The 15,474-nt window shown below is 71.2% G+C and carries 11 protein-coding genes and 1 pseudogene; 2 read left to right on the top strand and 10 right to left on the bottom strand.

Going from position 1 to position 15,474, the window contains the following annotated elements; translation table 11 throughout:
- Positions 1-82: 82 nt before the first annotated feature.
- The 4 genes and pseudogenes from hemW to MRBLWS13_RS02145 all read right to left on the bottom strand — a co-directional run.
- Positions 83-1,300 carry a radical SAM family heme chaperone HemW gene (gene hemW / locus MRBLWS13_RS02160; protein WP_349427439.1) on the bottom strand — a complete coding sequence of 406 codons (1,218 nt, stop codon included), beginning with the start codon at positions 1,298-1,300 and terminating at the stop codon, positions 83-85.
- A gap of 7 nt (positions 1,301-1,307) precedes the next feature.
- On the bottom strand, positions 1,308-1,958 hold the full coding sequence (locus MRBLWS13_RS02155; RefSeq protein WP_349427438.1) for a DUF1990 family protein: 651 nt from the start codon (positions 1,956-1,958) through the stop codon (positions 1,308-1,310).
- Positions 1,959-1,968: 10 nt separating this feature from the next.
- Positions 1,969-3,819, bottom strand: coding sequence for a translation elongation factor 4 (lepA, locus tag MRBLWS13_RS02150; protein WP_349427437.1), 1,851 nt, complete (start codon positions 3,817-3,819; stop codon positions 1,969-1,971).
- 169 nt (positions 3,820-3,988) lie between these two features.
- Positions 3,989-4,639: pseudogene (locus MRBLWS13_RS02145) on the bottom strand (pyridoxal phosphate-dependent aminotransferase); the annotation flags it as partial.
- Between the two features lie 69 nt (positions 4,640-4,708).
- Between MRBLWS13_RS02145 and MRBLWS13_RS02140 the strand changes: the two are divergent.
- Positions 4,709-5,434 (top strand): alpha/beta hydrolase, encoded by a 726-nt coding sequence (locus tag MRBLWS13_RS02140; protein WP_349427436.1) that lies wholly within the window; start codon positions 4,709-4,711, stop codon positions 5,432-5,434.
- Here the strand turns inward: MRBLWS13_RS02140 and MRBLWS13_RS02135 are convergent.
- Together MRBLWS13_RS02135 and MRBLWS13_RS02130 are read right to left on the bottom strand one after the other, a co-directional pair.
- Entirely contained in the window at positions 5,423-6,673 is a 1,251-nt protein-coding gene (locus MRBLWS13_RS02135; RefSeq protein WP_349427435.1) for an MFS transporter, read from the bottom strand. The genes MRBLWS13_RS02140 and MRBLWS13_RS02135 overlap by 12 nt on opposite strands.
- Positions 6,670-8,046, bottom strand: coding sequence for a GH1 family beta-glucosidase (locus tag MRBLWS13_RS02130; RefSeq protein ID WP_349427434.1), 1,377 nt, complete (start codon positions 8,044-8,046; stop codon positions 6,670-6,672). The genes MRBLWS13_RS02135 and MRBLWS13_RS02130 overlap by 4 nt, the downstream gene beginning before the upstream one ends.
- Before the next feature lie 216 nt (positions 8,047-8,262).
- Between MRBLWS13_RS02130 and rpsT the strand changes: the two genes are divergently transcribed.
- A complete protein-coding gene (gene rpsT / locus MRBLWS13_RS02125; protein WP_163617239.1) occupies positions 8,263-8,523 on the top strand; it encodes a 30S ribosomal protein S20 in 261 nt (86 codons plus the stop codon).
- 110 nt (positions 8,524-8,633) lie between these two features.
- Here rpsT and holA read toward each other — a convergent pair whose 3' ends face one another.
- The 4 genes from holA to leuS all read right to left on the bottom strand — a co-directional run bounded on the left by holA (position 8,634) and on the right by leuS (position 15,458).
- Entirely contained in the window at positions 8,634-9,671 is a 1,038-nt protein-coding gene (gene holA, locus MRBLWS13_RS02120) for a DNA polymerase III subunit delta (protein ID WP_349427433.1), read from the bottom strand.
- A gap of 88 nt (positions 9,672-9,759) precedes the next feature.
- Entirely contained in the window at positions 9,760-12,150 is a 2,391-nt protein-coding gene (locus MRBLWS13_RS02115) for a ComEC/Rec2 family competence protein (RefSeq protein WP_349427432.1), read from the bottom strand.
- Between the two features lies 1 nt (position 12,151).
- Positions 12,152-12,766, bottom strand: coding sequence for a helix-hairpin-helix domain-containing protein (locus MRBLWS13_RS02110; protein ID WP_349427431.1), 615 nt, complete (start codon positions 12,764-12,766; stop codon positions 12,152-12,154).
- 91 nt (positions 12,767-12,857) lie between these two features.
- Positions 12,858-15,458, bottom strand: coding sequence for a leucine--tRNA ligase (gene leuS, locus MRBLWS13_RS02105; RefSeq protein ID WP_349427430.1), 2,601 nt, complete (start codon positions 15,456-15,458; stop codon positions 12,858-12,860).
- Between the last annotated feature and the right edge of the window lie 16 nt (positions 15,459-15,474).

Below are 15,474 nucleotides of genomic sequence, written 5' to 3'. Positions count from 1 at the left end.
GTGCCAATTCTATCCGATGACCCCGTCAGGATCGCCGAACGACGCCGCGCCCGGCGAAGCCGCGGCGGGGCGCCGCGCGTGGTCACTCGGTCAGCGCGCGCACGACGGCGTCCGCCAGCAGGCGTCCCCGTCGCGTCAGCACCACGCGCCCGCGCAACGCCGTCGGACCATCGATGAGGCCGTCCGCGATGAGCGCGGCGACCGCGTGTCGCCCCTCGCCCTGCAGTTCGCCGACCGGGAGCCCTTCCCGGACCCGTGTGCGCAGCAGCACGCTCTCGAGCGCTCGGGCATCGGCATCCGGGCTCTCGCGTCCGGCGGCGGGCGATTCGCCCGCCGCGAGCCGCTGCGCGTACGCCGCGGGGTGCTTGACGTTCCAGAACCGCACTCCCCCGATGTGGCTGTGCGCTCCCGGCCCGAAGCCCCACCAGTCCGAGCCGACCCAGTAGGCGAGATTGTGCCGCGATCGGTGGGCCGCGTCTCGCGCCCAGTTCGACACCTCGTACCAATCGAATCCGCCGCCCGCGAGCAGGTCGTCCGCGAGCTCGTACATGTCGGCCTGCAGATCGTCGTCCGGGGCGGCGACTTCTCCGCGGCGGATCTGGCGCGCGAGCTTCGTGCCGTCCTCGATGATGAGCGCGTAGGCCGAGATGTGGTCGGGCTCCAGCGCGATGGCGGCCTCGAGCGACGAACGCCAGTCCGCGAGCGACTCACCGGGAGCGCCGTAGATGAGGTCGACGCTGACGTCGAGACCGGCGTCTCGGGCGGCCGCGACGGCGGTGCGGACGTTCTCGGGGTCATGCGTGCGATCCAGCGCCGCGAGAACGTGCGGAACGGCGGACTGCATGCCGATCGAGAGCCGGGTGACGCCGGATGCCGCCAGCTCGGCCGCGACCGCCGGCGAGACGGTGTCGGGGTTGGCCTCGACCGTCACCTCGGCGCCCTCGACGATGCCGAAGGTGTCGCGGACGCCGCCGAGCATGCGGGCGAGATCGCCCGGGGGCAGCAGCGTCGGCGTGCCGCCGCCGAAGAACACCGTCGTGGCCGGGCGGTTTCCGCCCGCGCGCTCGAGGACCGGCGCGGCCAGGGCTATCTCGGTCAGGAGCGTGTCGGCGTACTGGTCCTGGCGCGCGCCCCGCAGCTCGGATGCCGTGTACGTGTTGAAGTCGCAGTAGCCGCAGCGGACGCGGCAGAAGGGCACGTGCAGGTACACGCCGAAATCGGTCGCGGGATCGATGCGGATGCCCGAAGGGAGCGAGCCGTCCGCGGGAACAGGCTCGCCGAGCGGAAGAGCGGAGCCCATCAGCGGCTCACGCGGGGGTCGTGTAGAGCGGTGAGATGGCGCGCAGGTACCGCGAGAACAGCTCGCGCCGACGGCGCTTGGTGAGCCCGGGCAGCACGCGATAGAGGACCGAGCGCGGCGCATCGAACGCCCGCACCGTGAACCACACCTCGTCGTTGTCGTACCAGTCGAGCATGAACGACTCTTCGCCGCTGACGACCGAGTCGCTCACCGTGCCGAGCGCGAAGCCGACGCGACGGGGCTCCTCCACGGCGAAGATGACACGGAGCTCGGCGTCGGCGCGCAGGCCCTTGACGCGTCCGTCGACGCGGATGGTCGTGCCCGCGCTGACGTACGGCGTGCCGTCCGCGTCGAAGCGCTGCTCGGCCTCCGAGCGGCTGGGCGCGACCGGCGTGCCCTCGGCATCGAAGCTGACGCCCGAGTACATCGGGCCCGATGCGGGGCGCACGTCGCTCAGCTCGAGGCCTGCGCCGCGCTGGGCGGTCCACGACAGCAGCGCTTCGCCGGCGGCACGGAATCTGGCTTCCCCGCTGCCGATGCGCCACGACTGCTCCGCCGGGAGGCTGCGCTCCGGCGGGTAGTGCATCAGATCCGGCGCCTGCGTCGCCCCGACGGCGGCGTAGTCGACGGTGTCGTCACGGAAGGTTCCTCGACGCATGCAGACCAGCCTACTTGGCGCCCTTTCCCTCGACGTCACCCGAGAGCGCGGCGATGAACGCCTCCTGGGGGACCTCGACGCGACCCACCATCTTCATGCGCTTCTTGCCCTCCTTCTGCTTCTCGAGGAGCTTGCGCTTACGCGTGATGTCGCCGCCGTAGCACTTGGCGAGGACGTCCTTGCGCATGGCGCGGATGTTCTCGCGGGCGATGATGCGGGCGCCGATGGCCGCCTGGATGGGCACCTCGAACTGCTGGCGCGGGATCAGCTTGCGCAGGCGCTCGGTCATCATCGTGCCGTAGGCGTACGCCTTCTCGCGGTGGACGATCGAACTGAACGCGTCGACCTTGTCGCCCTGCAGCAGGATGTCGACCTTCACCAGGTCGGCCTCCTGGCTGCCCGCGGGCTCGTAGTCGAGGCTCGCATAGCCCTGCGTCCGGGACTTCAGCTGGTCGAAGAAGTCGAACACGATCTCGCCGAGCGGCATGTTGTAGCGCAGCTCGACGCGCTCCTCGCTGAAGTACTCCATGCCCAGCAGCTGCCCGCGGCGCCCTTGACACAGCTCCATGACGGTTCCGACGTAGTCCTTCGGCAGAAGGATGGCGGCCTTGACGACCGGCTCGCTCACCGTGGCGACCCGGCCGTCGGGGTACTCGCTGGGGTTCGTGACCGTCACCTGCTCGCCGGTGTCGGTGGTGACCTCGTAGATGACGGAGGGTGCGGTCGTGATGAGGTCGAGATCGAACTCGCGCGCAAGGCGCTCGGTGATGATCTCGAGGTGCAGCAGCCCCAGGAAGCCGCAGCGGAAGCCGAAGCCCAGCGCGACCGACGTCTCGGGCTCGTACTGCAGTGAGGCGTCCGAGAGCTTCAGCTTGTCGAGGGCCTCGCGCAGGTCGCCGTAGTCGCTGCCGTCGATCGGGTAGACGCCCGAGAAGACCATCGGCTTGGGATCGGTGTAGCCCGCGAGCGCGTCGACGGCGGGCTTGCGCGCGGTGGTGATGGTGTCGCCCACCTTGGACTGGCGGACGTCCTTCACACCGGTGATGAGGTAGCCGACCTCGCCGACGCCGAGCCCCCTCGTCGGGACGGGCTCGGGACTCGACACGCCGATCTCGAGGAGGTCGTGCGTGGCCTTCGTCGACATCATCTGGATGCGCTCGCGCGGCTCCAGCTTGCCGTCGACCATGCGGACGTAGGTCACCACACCGCGGTAGGAGTCGTACACGGAGTCGAAGATCATGGCGCGGGCGGGGGCATCCGCGTTCCCTGTGGGTGCCGGGATCTGCTCGACGATGCGGTCGAGGAGAGTCTCGACGCCCATCCCGGTCTTGCCAGACACGCGCAGCACATCGTCGGGCGAGCCGCCGATGAGGTTCGCGAGCTCGGCGGCGAACTTGTCGGGGTCGGCCGCCGGCAGGTCGATCTTGTTGAGCACGGGGATGATGTGCAGGTCGTTCTCGAGCGCCAGGTACAGGTTCGCGAGCGTCTGCGCCTCGATTCCCTGCGCCGCGTCGACGAGCAGGATCGCGCCCTCGCACGCCGCGAGCGACCGCGAGACCTCGTACGTGAAGTCGACGTGGCCGGGCGTGTCGATCATGTTCAGCGCGAACGTCTGGTCGCCGGTCGCCCACGGCATCCGCACCGCCTGCGACTTGATCGTGATGCCGCGCTCGCGCTCGATGTCCATGCGGTCGAGGTACTGCGCACGCATGTCGCGGTCGGAGACGACGCCGGTGATCTGCAGCATGCGGTCGGCCAACGTGGACTTGCCGTGATCGATGTGGGCGATAATGCAGAAGTTGCGGATCAGCTCGGGCGGCGTGGCGGAGGGCTCGAGGGGCTTCAGGGCGCGGGGTGACATGTCCAGACGATTGTACGGGTGCGGGATGCCGAGACTCTGCGCGTCGCCGGGCTGTGACGGCGGAGCACCCCGCGAGGGGCTCCGCCCACCGCGACCAGCGCGCGTCAGGCGGGTGGGTGACGAGCCAGCCGACGCGGGCGCCCGTCATCGCGTACGTCTTCGACATCGAGAAGACCGAGAGCACCCGACCGTCGCGATCCAGCGTCGCCGGACTCACGTGCGGGGCCCCCCATGTGAGCCGCTCGTACACCTCGTCGCTGAGGAGCCACAGAGCGTGCCGCTCCGCCAGCGAGATGAGCGCCTCCAGTGTCGGACGATCGAAGGTCGAGCCCAGCGGGTTGGAGGGCGTATTCACGATGAGCGCACGTTTGCGCGGCGTGACGAGCGACTCGAGCTCCGCGAGATCCGGCTGGAAGTCGCGCTCCGGACGCAGCGGGTAGGGCACGGGCACGGCCTGCAGCAGGTGGGCGTTCATCGTGAACGTGGTGTAGCGGGGATCCGGCACCAGCACCTCGTCGCCGTGCGACAGCGCGAGTGCCATCGCGAGGTGCAGCGCCTGCGTGGCGCCGACGGTGACCCAGATCTGCTCCGTGTCGACATCGAGGCCGTTCTCACGCGCGAGCTTGCCGCGGATCGCCTCTCGCAGGGCAGGGATACCGCCATTGGGCGTGTAGCGGATGGCGCCGGCCCGCCAGGCGTCCGCCGCGGCATCCCGGATCCGGCCGGCTGCGACCTCGCCCGGCTCGCCGACCGCGAGGATGATCGTGCCGGGCCGTCGCAGCGCACGCTCGAGGATGTGGCGCACTCCCGAGCCGGGCATGTGCGCGATGTGCGGGGCGATCTCGGGCATGCCGCCATGCTAGGCGGCGCCCCCGGCTAGCCTGTCGTCATGGTGGTGCAGGTCGTGCTCGTCCACGGCATCCGGACGTCCGCCACCATGTGGCGCGCCCAGGTCGACTACCTGACCGCGCGCGGCACGCCGGTCACGGCCGTCGACCTGCCCGGCCACGGATCGCGCATGGCCGAGGACTTCACCCTCGAATCGGCCATGACGACGATCGACGAGGCGGTGCGCGCAGCCGCCGAGCGCGGACCGGTCCTCCTCGTGGGGCACTCGATGGGAGGGCTGCTGTGCATCGAGTACGCGGGTGCGGAGGATCCGCCGCCCGTCGCGGGCTTCGTCGCGGCATCCTGCACCGCGATACCGCGCGGTGTGGGACTCGCCGCCTATCGCGTGCTCGCGCGCGGATTCGACTCGCTGCCCGATCGCGGGATGTGGCTGACGAATCGCATGCTCGATCGCATTCTTCCCGATGAGACCCGCGCCGACTTCGGCGCCGGTGGCTATGCCCTGGACGCGCAGGACATCGCGCTGCGCAGCCTCTCGGTTCTGGATCTGCTCGCCGCCCTCCACCGCATCGACGTGCCGCTGTGGTTCGTCAACGGGCAGTACGACCAGCTCCGCGTGAACGAGAAGCTGTTCATGCGCATCGCGCAGCACGCCGAACTCGTCGTCGTCCCCCGCACCACCCACCACGTCACCGTGATGCGCCCGCGCGTGTTCGACGCGCTCCTCGAGGTGGCTCTGACGACCCTGGAGTCGTCAGACGGCTGACGTCGTGCGATCGCGTGCACGGATCGCGTAGGTCATGAACCCGCCGATGATCGACAGGATGCCGCCCACCAGGAAGAGCAGCCAGAAGCCGCCGACGAGCGCCACCAGCCCGGCGCCGAGAAGCGGGCCGATGAGCTGCCCCAGGCTCGCCGAGACGTTGACGAAACCCAGGTCACGGGCGTGGTCCTCCGCGTACGGCAGCAGGTCGGTGCCCAGCGCCAGACTCACCGACATGTACGCCCCGTAGCCGACGCCGAGGAGCGCCGCGGCGATCATCGCCGAGGTGAGCGACGGTGCCACGACGAGGATGATCGACGCGAGCCCCTGGATCACGGCCGGCCACACCACGAACGGGAGACGGCGTCCGGTGCGGTCGGAGATCCAGCCCGACACGATCGACGACACGACGACGAACAGCGTGTACACGAGGATCAGCAGCAGCAGCTCGTCTTCGGCGGTCGCGGAATCCCGGTGCAGCCCGTAGAGCAGGAAGAACAGCAGCAGCCCGGTTCCGAGCGCATTGCCGATGTTCACCGTCAGACGTCCTGCGAGCAGCCAGGCGAAGTCGCGATCGCGCAGCGCGGCGAGGCGCTCGCGCAGCGTCCTGCCCTCCCGCGCCACAGCCACCTCCGCACGCGCGGGCGGATCGGGAAGGAGCAGGGCCGCGACGGTGCCGACGACGGCGAGGAAGCCGGCCAGGGCGAGGTAGCCGACGACGACCCCGAGCTCCAGGAGCACGATGACACCCACGCCGACCACGATCCCGAGCGCCTGCGAGGACGAGACGGCCGCGGATGCCGCGCCTCGCTGAGTCGTCAGCTGGTCGGCGATCAGTGCGGTGAAGGCCGCCGAGGCGACGGCGACGCCCACCGAGACGCCGACCCACGCGAGTCCCACGCCCCACGGGCCCGACGCGAAGGCGATGGCCGTGAGCGACGCCGTGCCGAGCCAGACGCCGCCGAGCGCCCACGGCCGCCGGCGCCCCCATCGTCCGCGCGTGCGGTCGGACAGGCCACCTGCGAGCGGGGCGGCGATGACGCCCGCGACGCCGCCGATCGCGAGGACGAGTCCCGACGAGACCACCCCCGACACCCAGCCCGCGGCGTCGTCGGGAGTGTCGAGCTGCAGCGGTATGAGCAGCTGCAGCGGGGTCAGCTGCACCGTCCACAGCGCGAGCCACGCCAGGGTGAAGAGCGTGAACCAGCTTGCGCCGACCTTGCCGCGCTGCCGCGTGCTCACGAGCGCGCCTCGGCGATGAGCGCCCGGTACCAGTCGAACGAGGTCTTCGGTGTGCGCTCGGCCGTGTCGAAGTCGACGTGCACCAGCCCGAATCGCTGCGACCACCCGTCGGCCCACTCGAAGTTGTCCAGCAGTGACCACACCGTGTACTCGCGGACGTCGACGCCCGCGCGCACGGCGGCGCCGACGGCGTCGATGTGGCCTGCCAGATACGCGATGCGCTCGGCATCGTCGATGGGGCCGTCGACGTGGGCGGGCTCGGGGAACGAGGCGCCGTTCTCACCGATCACGAGGGGAGGAAGGCGATCGCCATAGCGGTCGCGGAAGTCGAGCAGAAGCTCTGTGAGCGAGGCGGGCACGACGGGCCACTCCGGTCCGAACCCGGTGACGGGTGCGCCCGGTGTGGGCACGATCTCGAAGGGGACGGGGCTGCCCGGCGCCGCGGCCGCGATCGTCGTCGGATTGTAGAAGTTGATGCCGTAGAAGTCCCCGGGCGCGGAGATGACCTCGAGATCGCCGTCTTCCACCGGCATCGGCGGGATGCCGAACGCCTCCAGGTCCGGGTACGCCCCGGTGAGAACCGGCTCGGCGAAGACGCGGTTGTGGAGGACGTCGTACACCGCGGCCGCGGTGAGGTCGGCATCCGTCCCGCTCGCGGGAAGCACCAGCGTGTGGTTGTTGACGATGCCGACCTCCTCCGCACCCGCGGCCCGCAGCGCGCGCTCGGCCAGACCGTGGGCGAGAAGCTGATGGTGCACGGTGGGCAGCGAGCCGAACAGCAGCTGACGCCCTGGCGCCAGTGTGCCGACGGCATAGCCCTGCAGCGACGTGGAGACGGGTTCGTTGAGCGTGTACCAGTGACGGATGCGGTCGCCGAGAGCCTCGGCGACGATCCCGGCGTACTCGCCGAAGCGCTGCGCCGTGTCACGCTCCAGCCAACCGCCTGCCTCTTCCAGCACGCTCGGCAGGTCCCAGTGGTACAGCGTCGCGAACGGCGTGACGCCGGCGTCGAGAAGATCGTCGGCGAGGCGACGGTAGTAGTCCAGTCCCGTCTGCAGGACGGGGCCGCCCGCTTCGGGCTGCACCCGCACCCATGAGATCGAGAAGCGGTAGCGGTCGACCCCGAGTCCGGCGAGCAGCGCGACGTCTTCGCGGTGCCGCCGGTAGCTGTCGGGGCCGGGGTCTGCCGTCGCGGCGTCCCGGACGGCGCCGGGAGCGTCGACGAAGTCGTCCCAGATCGACCGTCCGCGTCCGTCGGCGGCACGCGAGCCCTCCACCTGGAACGCGGCGGTCGCCGCGGACCACCGGAAGCCCGGCGGGAACGGTGCGAGGTCGACGGACGGATGCTGCGGCACGGTGGACTCCTTCGTCATGGACGCACGCCTCGGGTGCACGCACCCACGCCTAGATCATGCATCATCGCGCCGCTGCCGCATGCACGCAGGCGGGCGTCAATGGGATGCCGACCGACCTGATAGAATCCTTGTTTGGCTTGCGTGTGGGTTCGCCCTCACGACCGTCGCGAAGCGCCCCTCTCTCGCTGACCGGCACATCTATCCGATTCCCTTCGAACGAAAGAACGTCGACACGTGGCGAACATCAAGTCGCAGATCAAGCGCAACAAGACCAACGAGAAGGCGCGCGAGCGCAACAAGGCCGTCAAGAGCGAGCTGAAGACGCACGTCCGTCGCACCCGCGAGGCGATCGCTGCGGGCGACAAGGCCGCCGCCGAGAAGGCGCTGGGCACGGCGTCCAAGAAGCTCGACAAGGCCGTCAGCAAGGGCGTCATCCACAAGAACCAGGCGGCGAACCGCAAGTCGGCCATCGCCAAGCAGGTCTCCGCGCTCTGAGCCTTCGACACGCTCTGCGACCGTGAGGTCGCCGCCGGCGCGAGATCGCCTGCTGAGCATCGGTCGAGAAGGCCCGTCCCGTCAGGGGCGGGCCTTTCGCGTACCCGCGTTCAAGCGCCGTACGGCGCGCGGGTCGCGATGACCGTGATCATGCGCTCGATAGCGAAGACCGCATCACGAGAGCCGCCCTTGACCTCGGCATCCGCCCTCGCCGTCGCCTGGATCGCGCGACCCAGGCTCTCTTCGTTCCACCCCATCAGATCGCGGCGGGCGCGATCGACCTGCCAGTCCTTCATGCCCAGCCGGGCGGCGAGGGCCGCCGAGGGCTCGCGGTTGCCCGCCACCCGCGCCATGGTCCGCAGCTTCATCGCGACCGCTGCGACCAGCGGGACGGGGTCGGCACCCGAGGCGAGCGCGTGGCGGAGTGCGATGAGCGCCTCGCCATAGCGGCCGGCGATCGCCGTGTCGGCGACCGTGAACGCCGACGTCTCGACGCGACCGCCGTAGTAGCGTTCGACGATCTGGTCGGTGATGTCGCCGGGAACGTCGGCGATCAGCTGCTGGCACGCCGCGGCGAGCTCGTTGAGGTCGTCGGCGAACGCCGAGACGAGAGCGCGCAGGGCGGTGGGGGCGATGCGCTTCTTGGCGGCCTGGAACTCCCCCGCGGCGAAGTCGAAGCGGTCGGAATCGCGCTTGACGGCAGGACACGCGATCTCCACACCGGAGCCCTGCCCGGCGCGGATCGCGTCGAGCAGCTTCTTGCCTCGGACGCTCGCACCGGTGTGACGCAGCACCACGGTGGCGCCGTCCTGTGGCGCCGAGAGGTAGGAGACGGCTTCGGCCAGGAAGGTGTCGGAGCACTTCTCCACGCCGCTCACGCGCACGAGCCGCGGCTCGCCGAACAGCGACGGCGACGTGACGCCCAGAAGGGTTCCCGCGGCGTAGTCGTCGGCGCGGATGTCGGAGACCTCGAGCGTCGGATCCTCGGCGCGCAGGTATTCCCGCACCCCCGCGATCGCGCGCTCGGCGCAGACCTCTTCGGGACCGGACACCAGCACGATCGGCGCGGGCTGTGGCGCCCGCCAGGACAGCTGGGGAATGGCGCTGCGTGCGGCCTTCGCGGGTGCTCGGCGAGCGGGGGAAGCCATTCCCCCAGCCTACCGACGACCACCGACGGCGGTCGTCGGCGGCAGCTGCTGCGGCGGCGGCCGTGAGCGTCGCCGGGAACACCGGCGCTCAGCCGCCGCGCTCGCGCCAGATCGCGACGGCTCCTTCCGACGACCAGAGCGCGATCGCGCCGGCCTGGTCGGTGCGTGCGATGCGCGCGCCCACAGCGTCGAGGATCGCGAGCGTCTCTTCTCTCGGGTGGTCGTAGTCGTTGTCGGTCCCGACCGTGACGAGCGCCACGGCGGGCTGGGCGGCGACGTACAGCGCGGCATCCTGGTCTCCACTGCCGTGATGGGCGACCTTGACGATCGCGTACGGCGGGGCGAGCGCGCCGGATGCCGTGAGCACGCGCTGCGGCGACGCGGACAGGTCGCCGAGCGCCAGCGTGGGCGGGATGCCGCCGCCGCGCACGTCGACGACGACGCTGGCGTCGTTGCCCTCCGGGAACGCCCGGCTGCCGGGCTTCGGCCAGAGCACACGCCACCGGGCCGCGCCGAGCGAGCCGGTGAGGCCCGCGGATGCCTCGGTCGCCCGCGCTCCCTGCGCCGTCAGCGCGGTGATCTGGGCCCTGCCCTCGGCGTCGCCGGGACCGTGGAGGACGGTGCCGACCCGGCCGCGCACGGCGGCGAGTCCGCCGATGTGGTCCAGGTCGTAGTGGGTGAGCACGAGCAGGTCGATGCGCTCGATCCCGGCGCGGGAGAGACAGGCGGCGAGTGGCTCGGGATCGGGCCCCGTGTCGATGAGCGCGACGGCGCCGGCCGAGCGGAGCAGCACCGCGTCGCCCTGGCCGACGTCGCAGGCGAGCACCGCCCAGTCGCGGGGCAGCGTCCACCGGCCGGCGATCGAGCTGAGCGCGCCTGCGCCCAGCGCCGCGCCGGTGACCACAGCCACGAGGCAGACGGATCCGGCCCGAGCCAGCCACTGTGCGCGCGACCCGCCGCGTCCCCGTGCGATGACGAGCCCGATCGCGAGCCCGAGGATCGCCAGGGCCGCCGCTCCCGGCCACCCTTCGAGCCAGGGCAGCGCGTCGCCGGGCAGGCCGGCGGTCGTGGTCGCGGTCGCGGCGATCCAGGATGCCGGCACCCACGCGAGAGCCGCCAGACCGGACTGCAGCCACGGGAGTGGTGCGGCAAGGCATGCGGCGAGGCCGAGCACCGTCGCCACCGGCGCCGCGGGACCTGCCAGGAGGTTCGCGAGCACACCGTATACGGGAACAGTCGGCTCGATGAGGATCAGCAGGGGTCCGCACGCGAGCTGGGCGGCGAGCGGCACGGCCACCGCCAGCGCGAGGGGGCGGGGAACGGCGCGAGCGAGGCCTGCAGCGAGCGGCCGCGCGCACAGCAGCAAGGCGGCCGTTGCGGCGGCCGAGAGCGCGAAGCCGAGCGAGGCCGCGAGCCACGGATCGATGACCAGCAGCACCGTCACGGCCGTGGAAAGGAGCGCGATGCCGACCCCGGCACGCCCGAGCAGCACCGCGAGCATCGCGATGGCGGCCATGGCGGCGGCGCGGATCACGCTGGGCTCCGGCGTGACGAGCACCACGAAGCCCACGAGCACCGCGAGACCGCTCGCGACGCGCAGACCCCGGGAAGCACCGCATGCCGCGGCCAGGGCGAAGGCCATGCCGACGACGAGCGCGCAGTTCGCGCCCGACACGGCCGTGAGGTGCGACAGCGACGCCGCCTTCATCGCCGCGTCGAGCGCCGGCGATACGATCGAGGTGTCGCCGACCGCCAGACCCGGCACGAGGCCGGCGCCCACGCCGGGCAGCCCTGCCACGGCGCGGAGGAGCCCGTGGCGCAGGCCCGCGGCCACGGCGGTGGGACCCTCCGGTGCGTGCACGACGTCGACGCCGCGGGAGGCCCACACCACGATCACCGACCGCTCGGCGGGACGGCCGGGTGCCGCTGTGCCGCGGGCGTCGACCGCGGCGCCGACGTCGAGCTGCCCGAGACGATCCACGTCGTCGATGGCGACGCGCACGGTGATCTCGACGTCGGCCGCATGCGTCTCGGTGCCGGTCGCGAACTGCGAGGCACGAGCATCGAACGCGAGCGTGCCGTCGGCACGGCGCTCGACCTTCCCGACGACCTGCGCGCGCACGTCGACGGCACGTCCGCCGTCGAGCGCCAGATCGGCGATGCTCGCGCGCTCAGGCTGGGTCCAGGCGACATGGGAGGCGGCTGCCGCGGATGCGGCGGCGGCGAGCACCGTGACGACCAGGGCACGGCGCAGCGCGTTGTGCGGCATCCGGAGCAGTCCCGGCCCCCGCGCAGAGCGAGGGGGCCGGGACCCCGCACGGACGCTCAGGGTCAGGACGGCGACGGCGGCCAGCGCGACGATCACCCACAGAGCGAGGGCGATCCAGGGCGCGACGGCGGGAGCGAGTGTCGCAGCACCGGCCGCCGCCCAGCAGAGTGCCGCGACGGGTACCAGTCTGAGTGCCGCAGCGCGCGGCACCTCACACCGTCACGAGGTCGCGGAGGGACTCCAGCATCTTGTCGCCGATGCCCGGCACGGCGAGGAGGTCTTCGATGCTGGTGAAGCCGCCGTTGTCGTCGCGCCACGCGAGAATGCGCTCGGCGAGGGCGGGCCCGATGCGTGGCAGCGTCTCGAGCAGCGCAGCATCCGCGGTATTGAGGTCGACCCGACCGTCAGCGGGTGCAGCGGCAGGCGCGCCGACCGGCGCCTCGCCCTCGCGGGGCACGGGCAGCTGTTCGCCGTCGTCGAGCGTCCGCGCGAGGTTCACCGCGTCGCGGTCGGCGTCGTCGGCGAAGCCGCCCGCCGCAGCGACGGCATCGACGACGCGGGCGCCGGCGGGCAGCACGTACAGTCCAGGAACGCGCACCGCTCCCGACACGTGCACGTAGAGGTCGGCCCTGGTCGTGGCGGTCGCGGCCGGCGTCTGGTCGACGACGACCGCGTCGACCGGCGCCAGCGCACCGCGCAGGATGCCGATGCCGACCGTGATCGCCAGCGCCGCGATCACCAGCACGACGACGGCGCCGATCCCGATACGACGCCGCGCCGCGGAGGGATGGCCCGCGGGCGGCTCGTCGCGGTCACCGGCTGTCACCGGACTCACGCTAAGCGGCCGGTCGCAGCCGGTCGGCGCGCTGGCGCTGGGATGTGGACTTTCCCCGGCGCGACCTTCCTGGGGAGGAGGGTCAGTGCGTGCTGAAGCTCACGACCTTGGGCGGCCGCACGACGGTGCGCGTGATCTCACGGTCGCCGAGGGCACGGAGGACCTTCGCGTCCGCGCGCGCGAGACGCTCGAGCTCCGCAGCATCGATGCGGGCGGCGACCTGCAGGGTTCCGCGCACCTTGCCGTCGACCTGGACGATCGCCGTCACGCTCTCCTCGACGAGCAGAGTCGGGTCGGCGTTGCGCCACGGGACGAGGCCGACGAAGCCGTCGTAGCCGAGGATTTGCCACATCTCCTCCGCCAGATGCGGCGCGAACAGATCGAGGATCATCGCAGTGGCCTCGGCGGCCTCGCGCACCGCAGGGTCCGCCGGGCCCGCGCCGGTGTCGATCACCTTGCGCGTCGCGTTGACGAGTTCCATGAGGCGCGCCACGACGACGTTGAACTTCGTCTGCTCGACGAGGCCGGGAGCGTCCGCGAGCAGGCGGTGCGTCACGCGGCGCAGCGACGCATCGCCCTCCGCCCAGACGACGTCGGGGTCGCTCGTGACATCCGTGGCCACGCGCCACGCGCGCGCCAGGAACTTCTGGGCCCCGGTGGTCGACACGTCCTCCCAGTTGATGTCGTCCTCGACCGGGCCGGCGAAGGCGATCGCGACGCGCACGGCGTCGGCGCCCGGATCGACCATGCTCGACGCGAACTCGACCAGGTTGCCCTTGGACTTCGACATCTTCGAGCCGTCCAGGAGGACCATGCCCTGGTTGATCAGGCTGGAGAAGGGCTCGGTGAAGTCGATCAGCCCCATGTCGAAGAGGACCTTGGTGATGAAGCGCGCGTACAGCAGGTGCAGGATCGCGTGCTCGACGCCGCCGATGTACGAATCGACCGGCGCCCAGCGGTCCGCCTCGCGCGACGAGAACGCCTCGTCGGTGTCCTTCGGCGCGAGGAACCGCAGGAAGTACCACGAGCTGTCGACGAATGTGTCCATCGTGTCGGGGTCGCGCAGGGCGGACTCGCCCGTCTCGGGGTCGGTCGTCTGCATCCACTCGGTCGCGCCGCCGAGCGGCGACGTCCCCTTCGGCGCGAGGTCGAGCCCCTGCGCGTCGGGCAGGCGCAGCGGCAGCTGGTCCGCGGGGACGGGGACGATGTGGCCGTCCTCGGTGTGGACCATCGGGATCGGGGTGCCCCAGAAGCGCTGACGCGAGATGAGCCAGTCGCGCAGGCGGTAGGACTTCGCCGCGCGGCCCGTGCCGGCGGCTGCGAGCTGCTCGATGATGCGCGCGATCGCGTTCCGCTTCGACAGGCCGTCGAGCGAGCCGGAGTTGATCAGCCGGCCCTCGCCGGTGAGCGCGATACCGGTGCGGGCGGGATCGATCTCGGACAGCGAATCGAGCGGGCCGGGATCGATCGGCACTCCGTCGTCGTCGAGCTCGATGACCGGGATGGCGCCGGTGATCGGCGCGGTGGTGTCGACCACGACCTTGACCGGAAGGTCGAAGGCGCGGGCGAAGTCGAGGTCGCGCTGATCGTGCGCGGGGACGGCCATCACGGCGCCGTGGCCGTAGTCGGCGAGCACGTAGTCGGCGGCCCAGATCGGCAGGCGGTCGCCGTTGATGGGGTTGATCGCGAACCGGTCGAGGAAGACGCCGGTCTTGGGGCGGTCGGTGCTCTGGCGCTCAATCTCGGTCTCGCGCTGGACGCTCTCGAGGTAGTCCTGGAAGCGCATGCGCACCTCCGCCGACGAGCCGGCGGCCAGTTCGGCGGCCAGGTCGCTGTCGGGGGCGACGACCATGAAGGTCGCGCCGTGCAGCGTGTCAGGGCGCGTCGAGAAGACCGTGACCTTGTCGGCGCGGCCCTCGATCTCGAAGTCGATATCGGCGCCCACCGAGCGGCCGATCCAGTTCCGCTGCATGCGGATGACCTTCTGGGGCCAGAACCCCTCGAGCTGGTTGAGATCGTCCAGCAGCCGGTCCGCGTACTCGGTGATCTTGAAGTACCACTGCGTGAGCTTCTTCTTGATCACCTCCGCGCCGCACCGCTCGCAGTGTCCGTCGACGACCTGCTCGTTGGCGAGCACGGTCTGGTCGTTGGGGCACCAGTTGACCGGGCTCTCCTTGCGGTACGCCAGCCCGCGCTCGTAGAGGCGCTGGAACAGCCACTGGTTCCAGTGGTAGTACTCCGGGTCGCTGGTGTGGAGGATGCGGCTCCAGTCGTACGACGAGCCGTACTCGCGGAAGCTCTTCTTGTGCTGCTCGATGTTCGCGTAGGTCCACTCGCGCGGGTCGGCGCCGCGCTGGATGGCCGCGTTCTCAGCGGGCAGGCCGAACGAGTCCCATCCGATCGGGTTCAGCACGTTGTAGCCGCGGTGGCGCCAGAACCGCGCCACGATGTCGACGTAGGCGTAGCTCTCGGCGTGCCCCATGTGCAGGTCGCCCGACGGGTACGGGAACATCCCGAGCACGTACTTCCGCGGACGCGTGTCGTCGGCCCCGCCGGCGCGGAACGGGTCGGCCTCGGCCCAGCGCGCCTGCCACTTCTGCTGGATCGAGTACGCGTCGTAGCCCTCAGCGGGCGCAGAGGTGACGGAGGTGTCGGTGTGACTCACGAGGGAAGAACCAATCATGGGATGCCGGGAAGCG

Origin of the sequence: Microbacterium sp. LWS13-1.2 (genome assembly GCF_040144835.1) — a bacterium.
Taxonomy (GTDB): Bacteria; Actinomycetota; Actinomycetes; order Actinomycetales; family Microbacteriaceae; genus Microbacterium.
Note: the sequence above shows the minus strand (reverse complement) of the source record. Positions and strands in the feature narration are given on the sequence as shown.

Bases quoted from the DNA above. Each gene is read 5' to 3' on its own strand.
- hemW (WP_349427439.1), bottom strand. From the start codon at position 1,300: ATGGGCTCCGCTCTTCCGCTCGGCGAGCCTGTTCCCGCGGACGGCTCG.
- lepA (WP_349427437.1), bottom strand. From the start codon at position 3,819: ATGTCACCCCGCGCCCTGAAGCCCCTCGAGCCCTCCGCCACGCCGCCC.
- MRBLWS13_RS02140 (WP_349427436.1), top strand. From the start codon at position 4,709: ATGGTGGTGCAGGTCGTGCTCGTCCACGGCATCCGGACGTCCGCCACC.
- leuS (WP_349427430.1), bottom strand. From the start codon at position 15,458: ATGATTGGTTCTTCCCTCGTGAGTCACACCGACACCTCCGTCACCTCT.
- MRBLWS13_RS02155 (WP_349427438.1), bottom strand. From the start codon at position 1,958: ATGCGTCGAGGAACCTTCCGTGACGACACCGTCGACTACGCCGCCGTC.
- holA (WP_349427433.1), bottom strand. From the start codon at position 9,671: ATGGCTTCCCCCGCTCGCCGAGCACCCGCGAAGGCCGCACGCAGCGCC.
- MRBLWS13_RS02130 (WP_349427434.1), bottom strand. From the start codon at position 8,046: ATGACGAAGGAGTCCACCGTGCCGCAGCATCCGTCCGTCGACCTCGCA.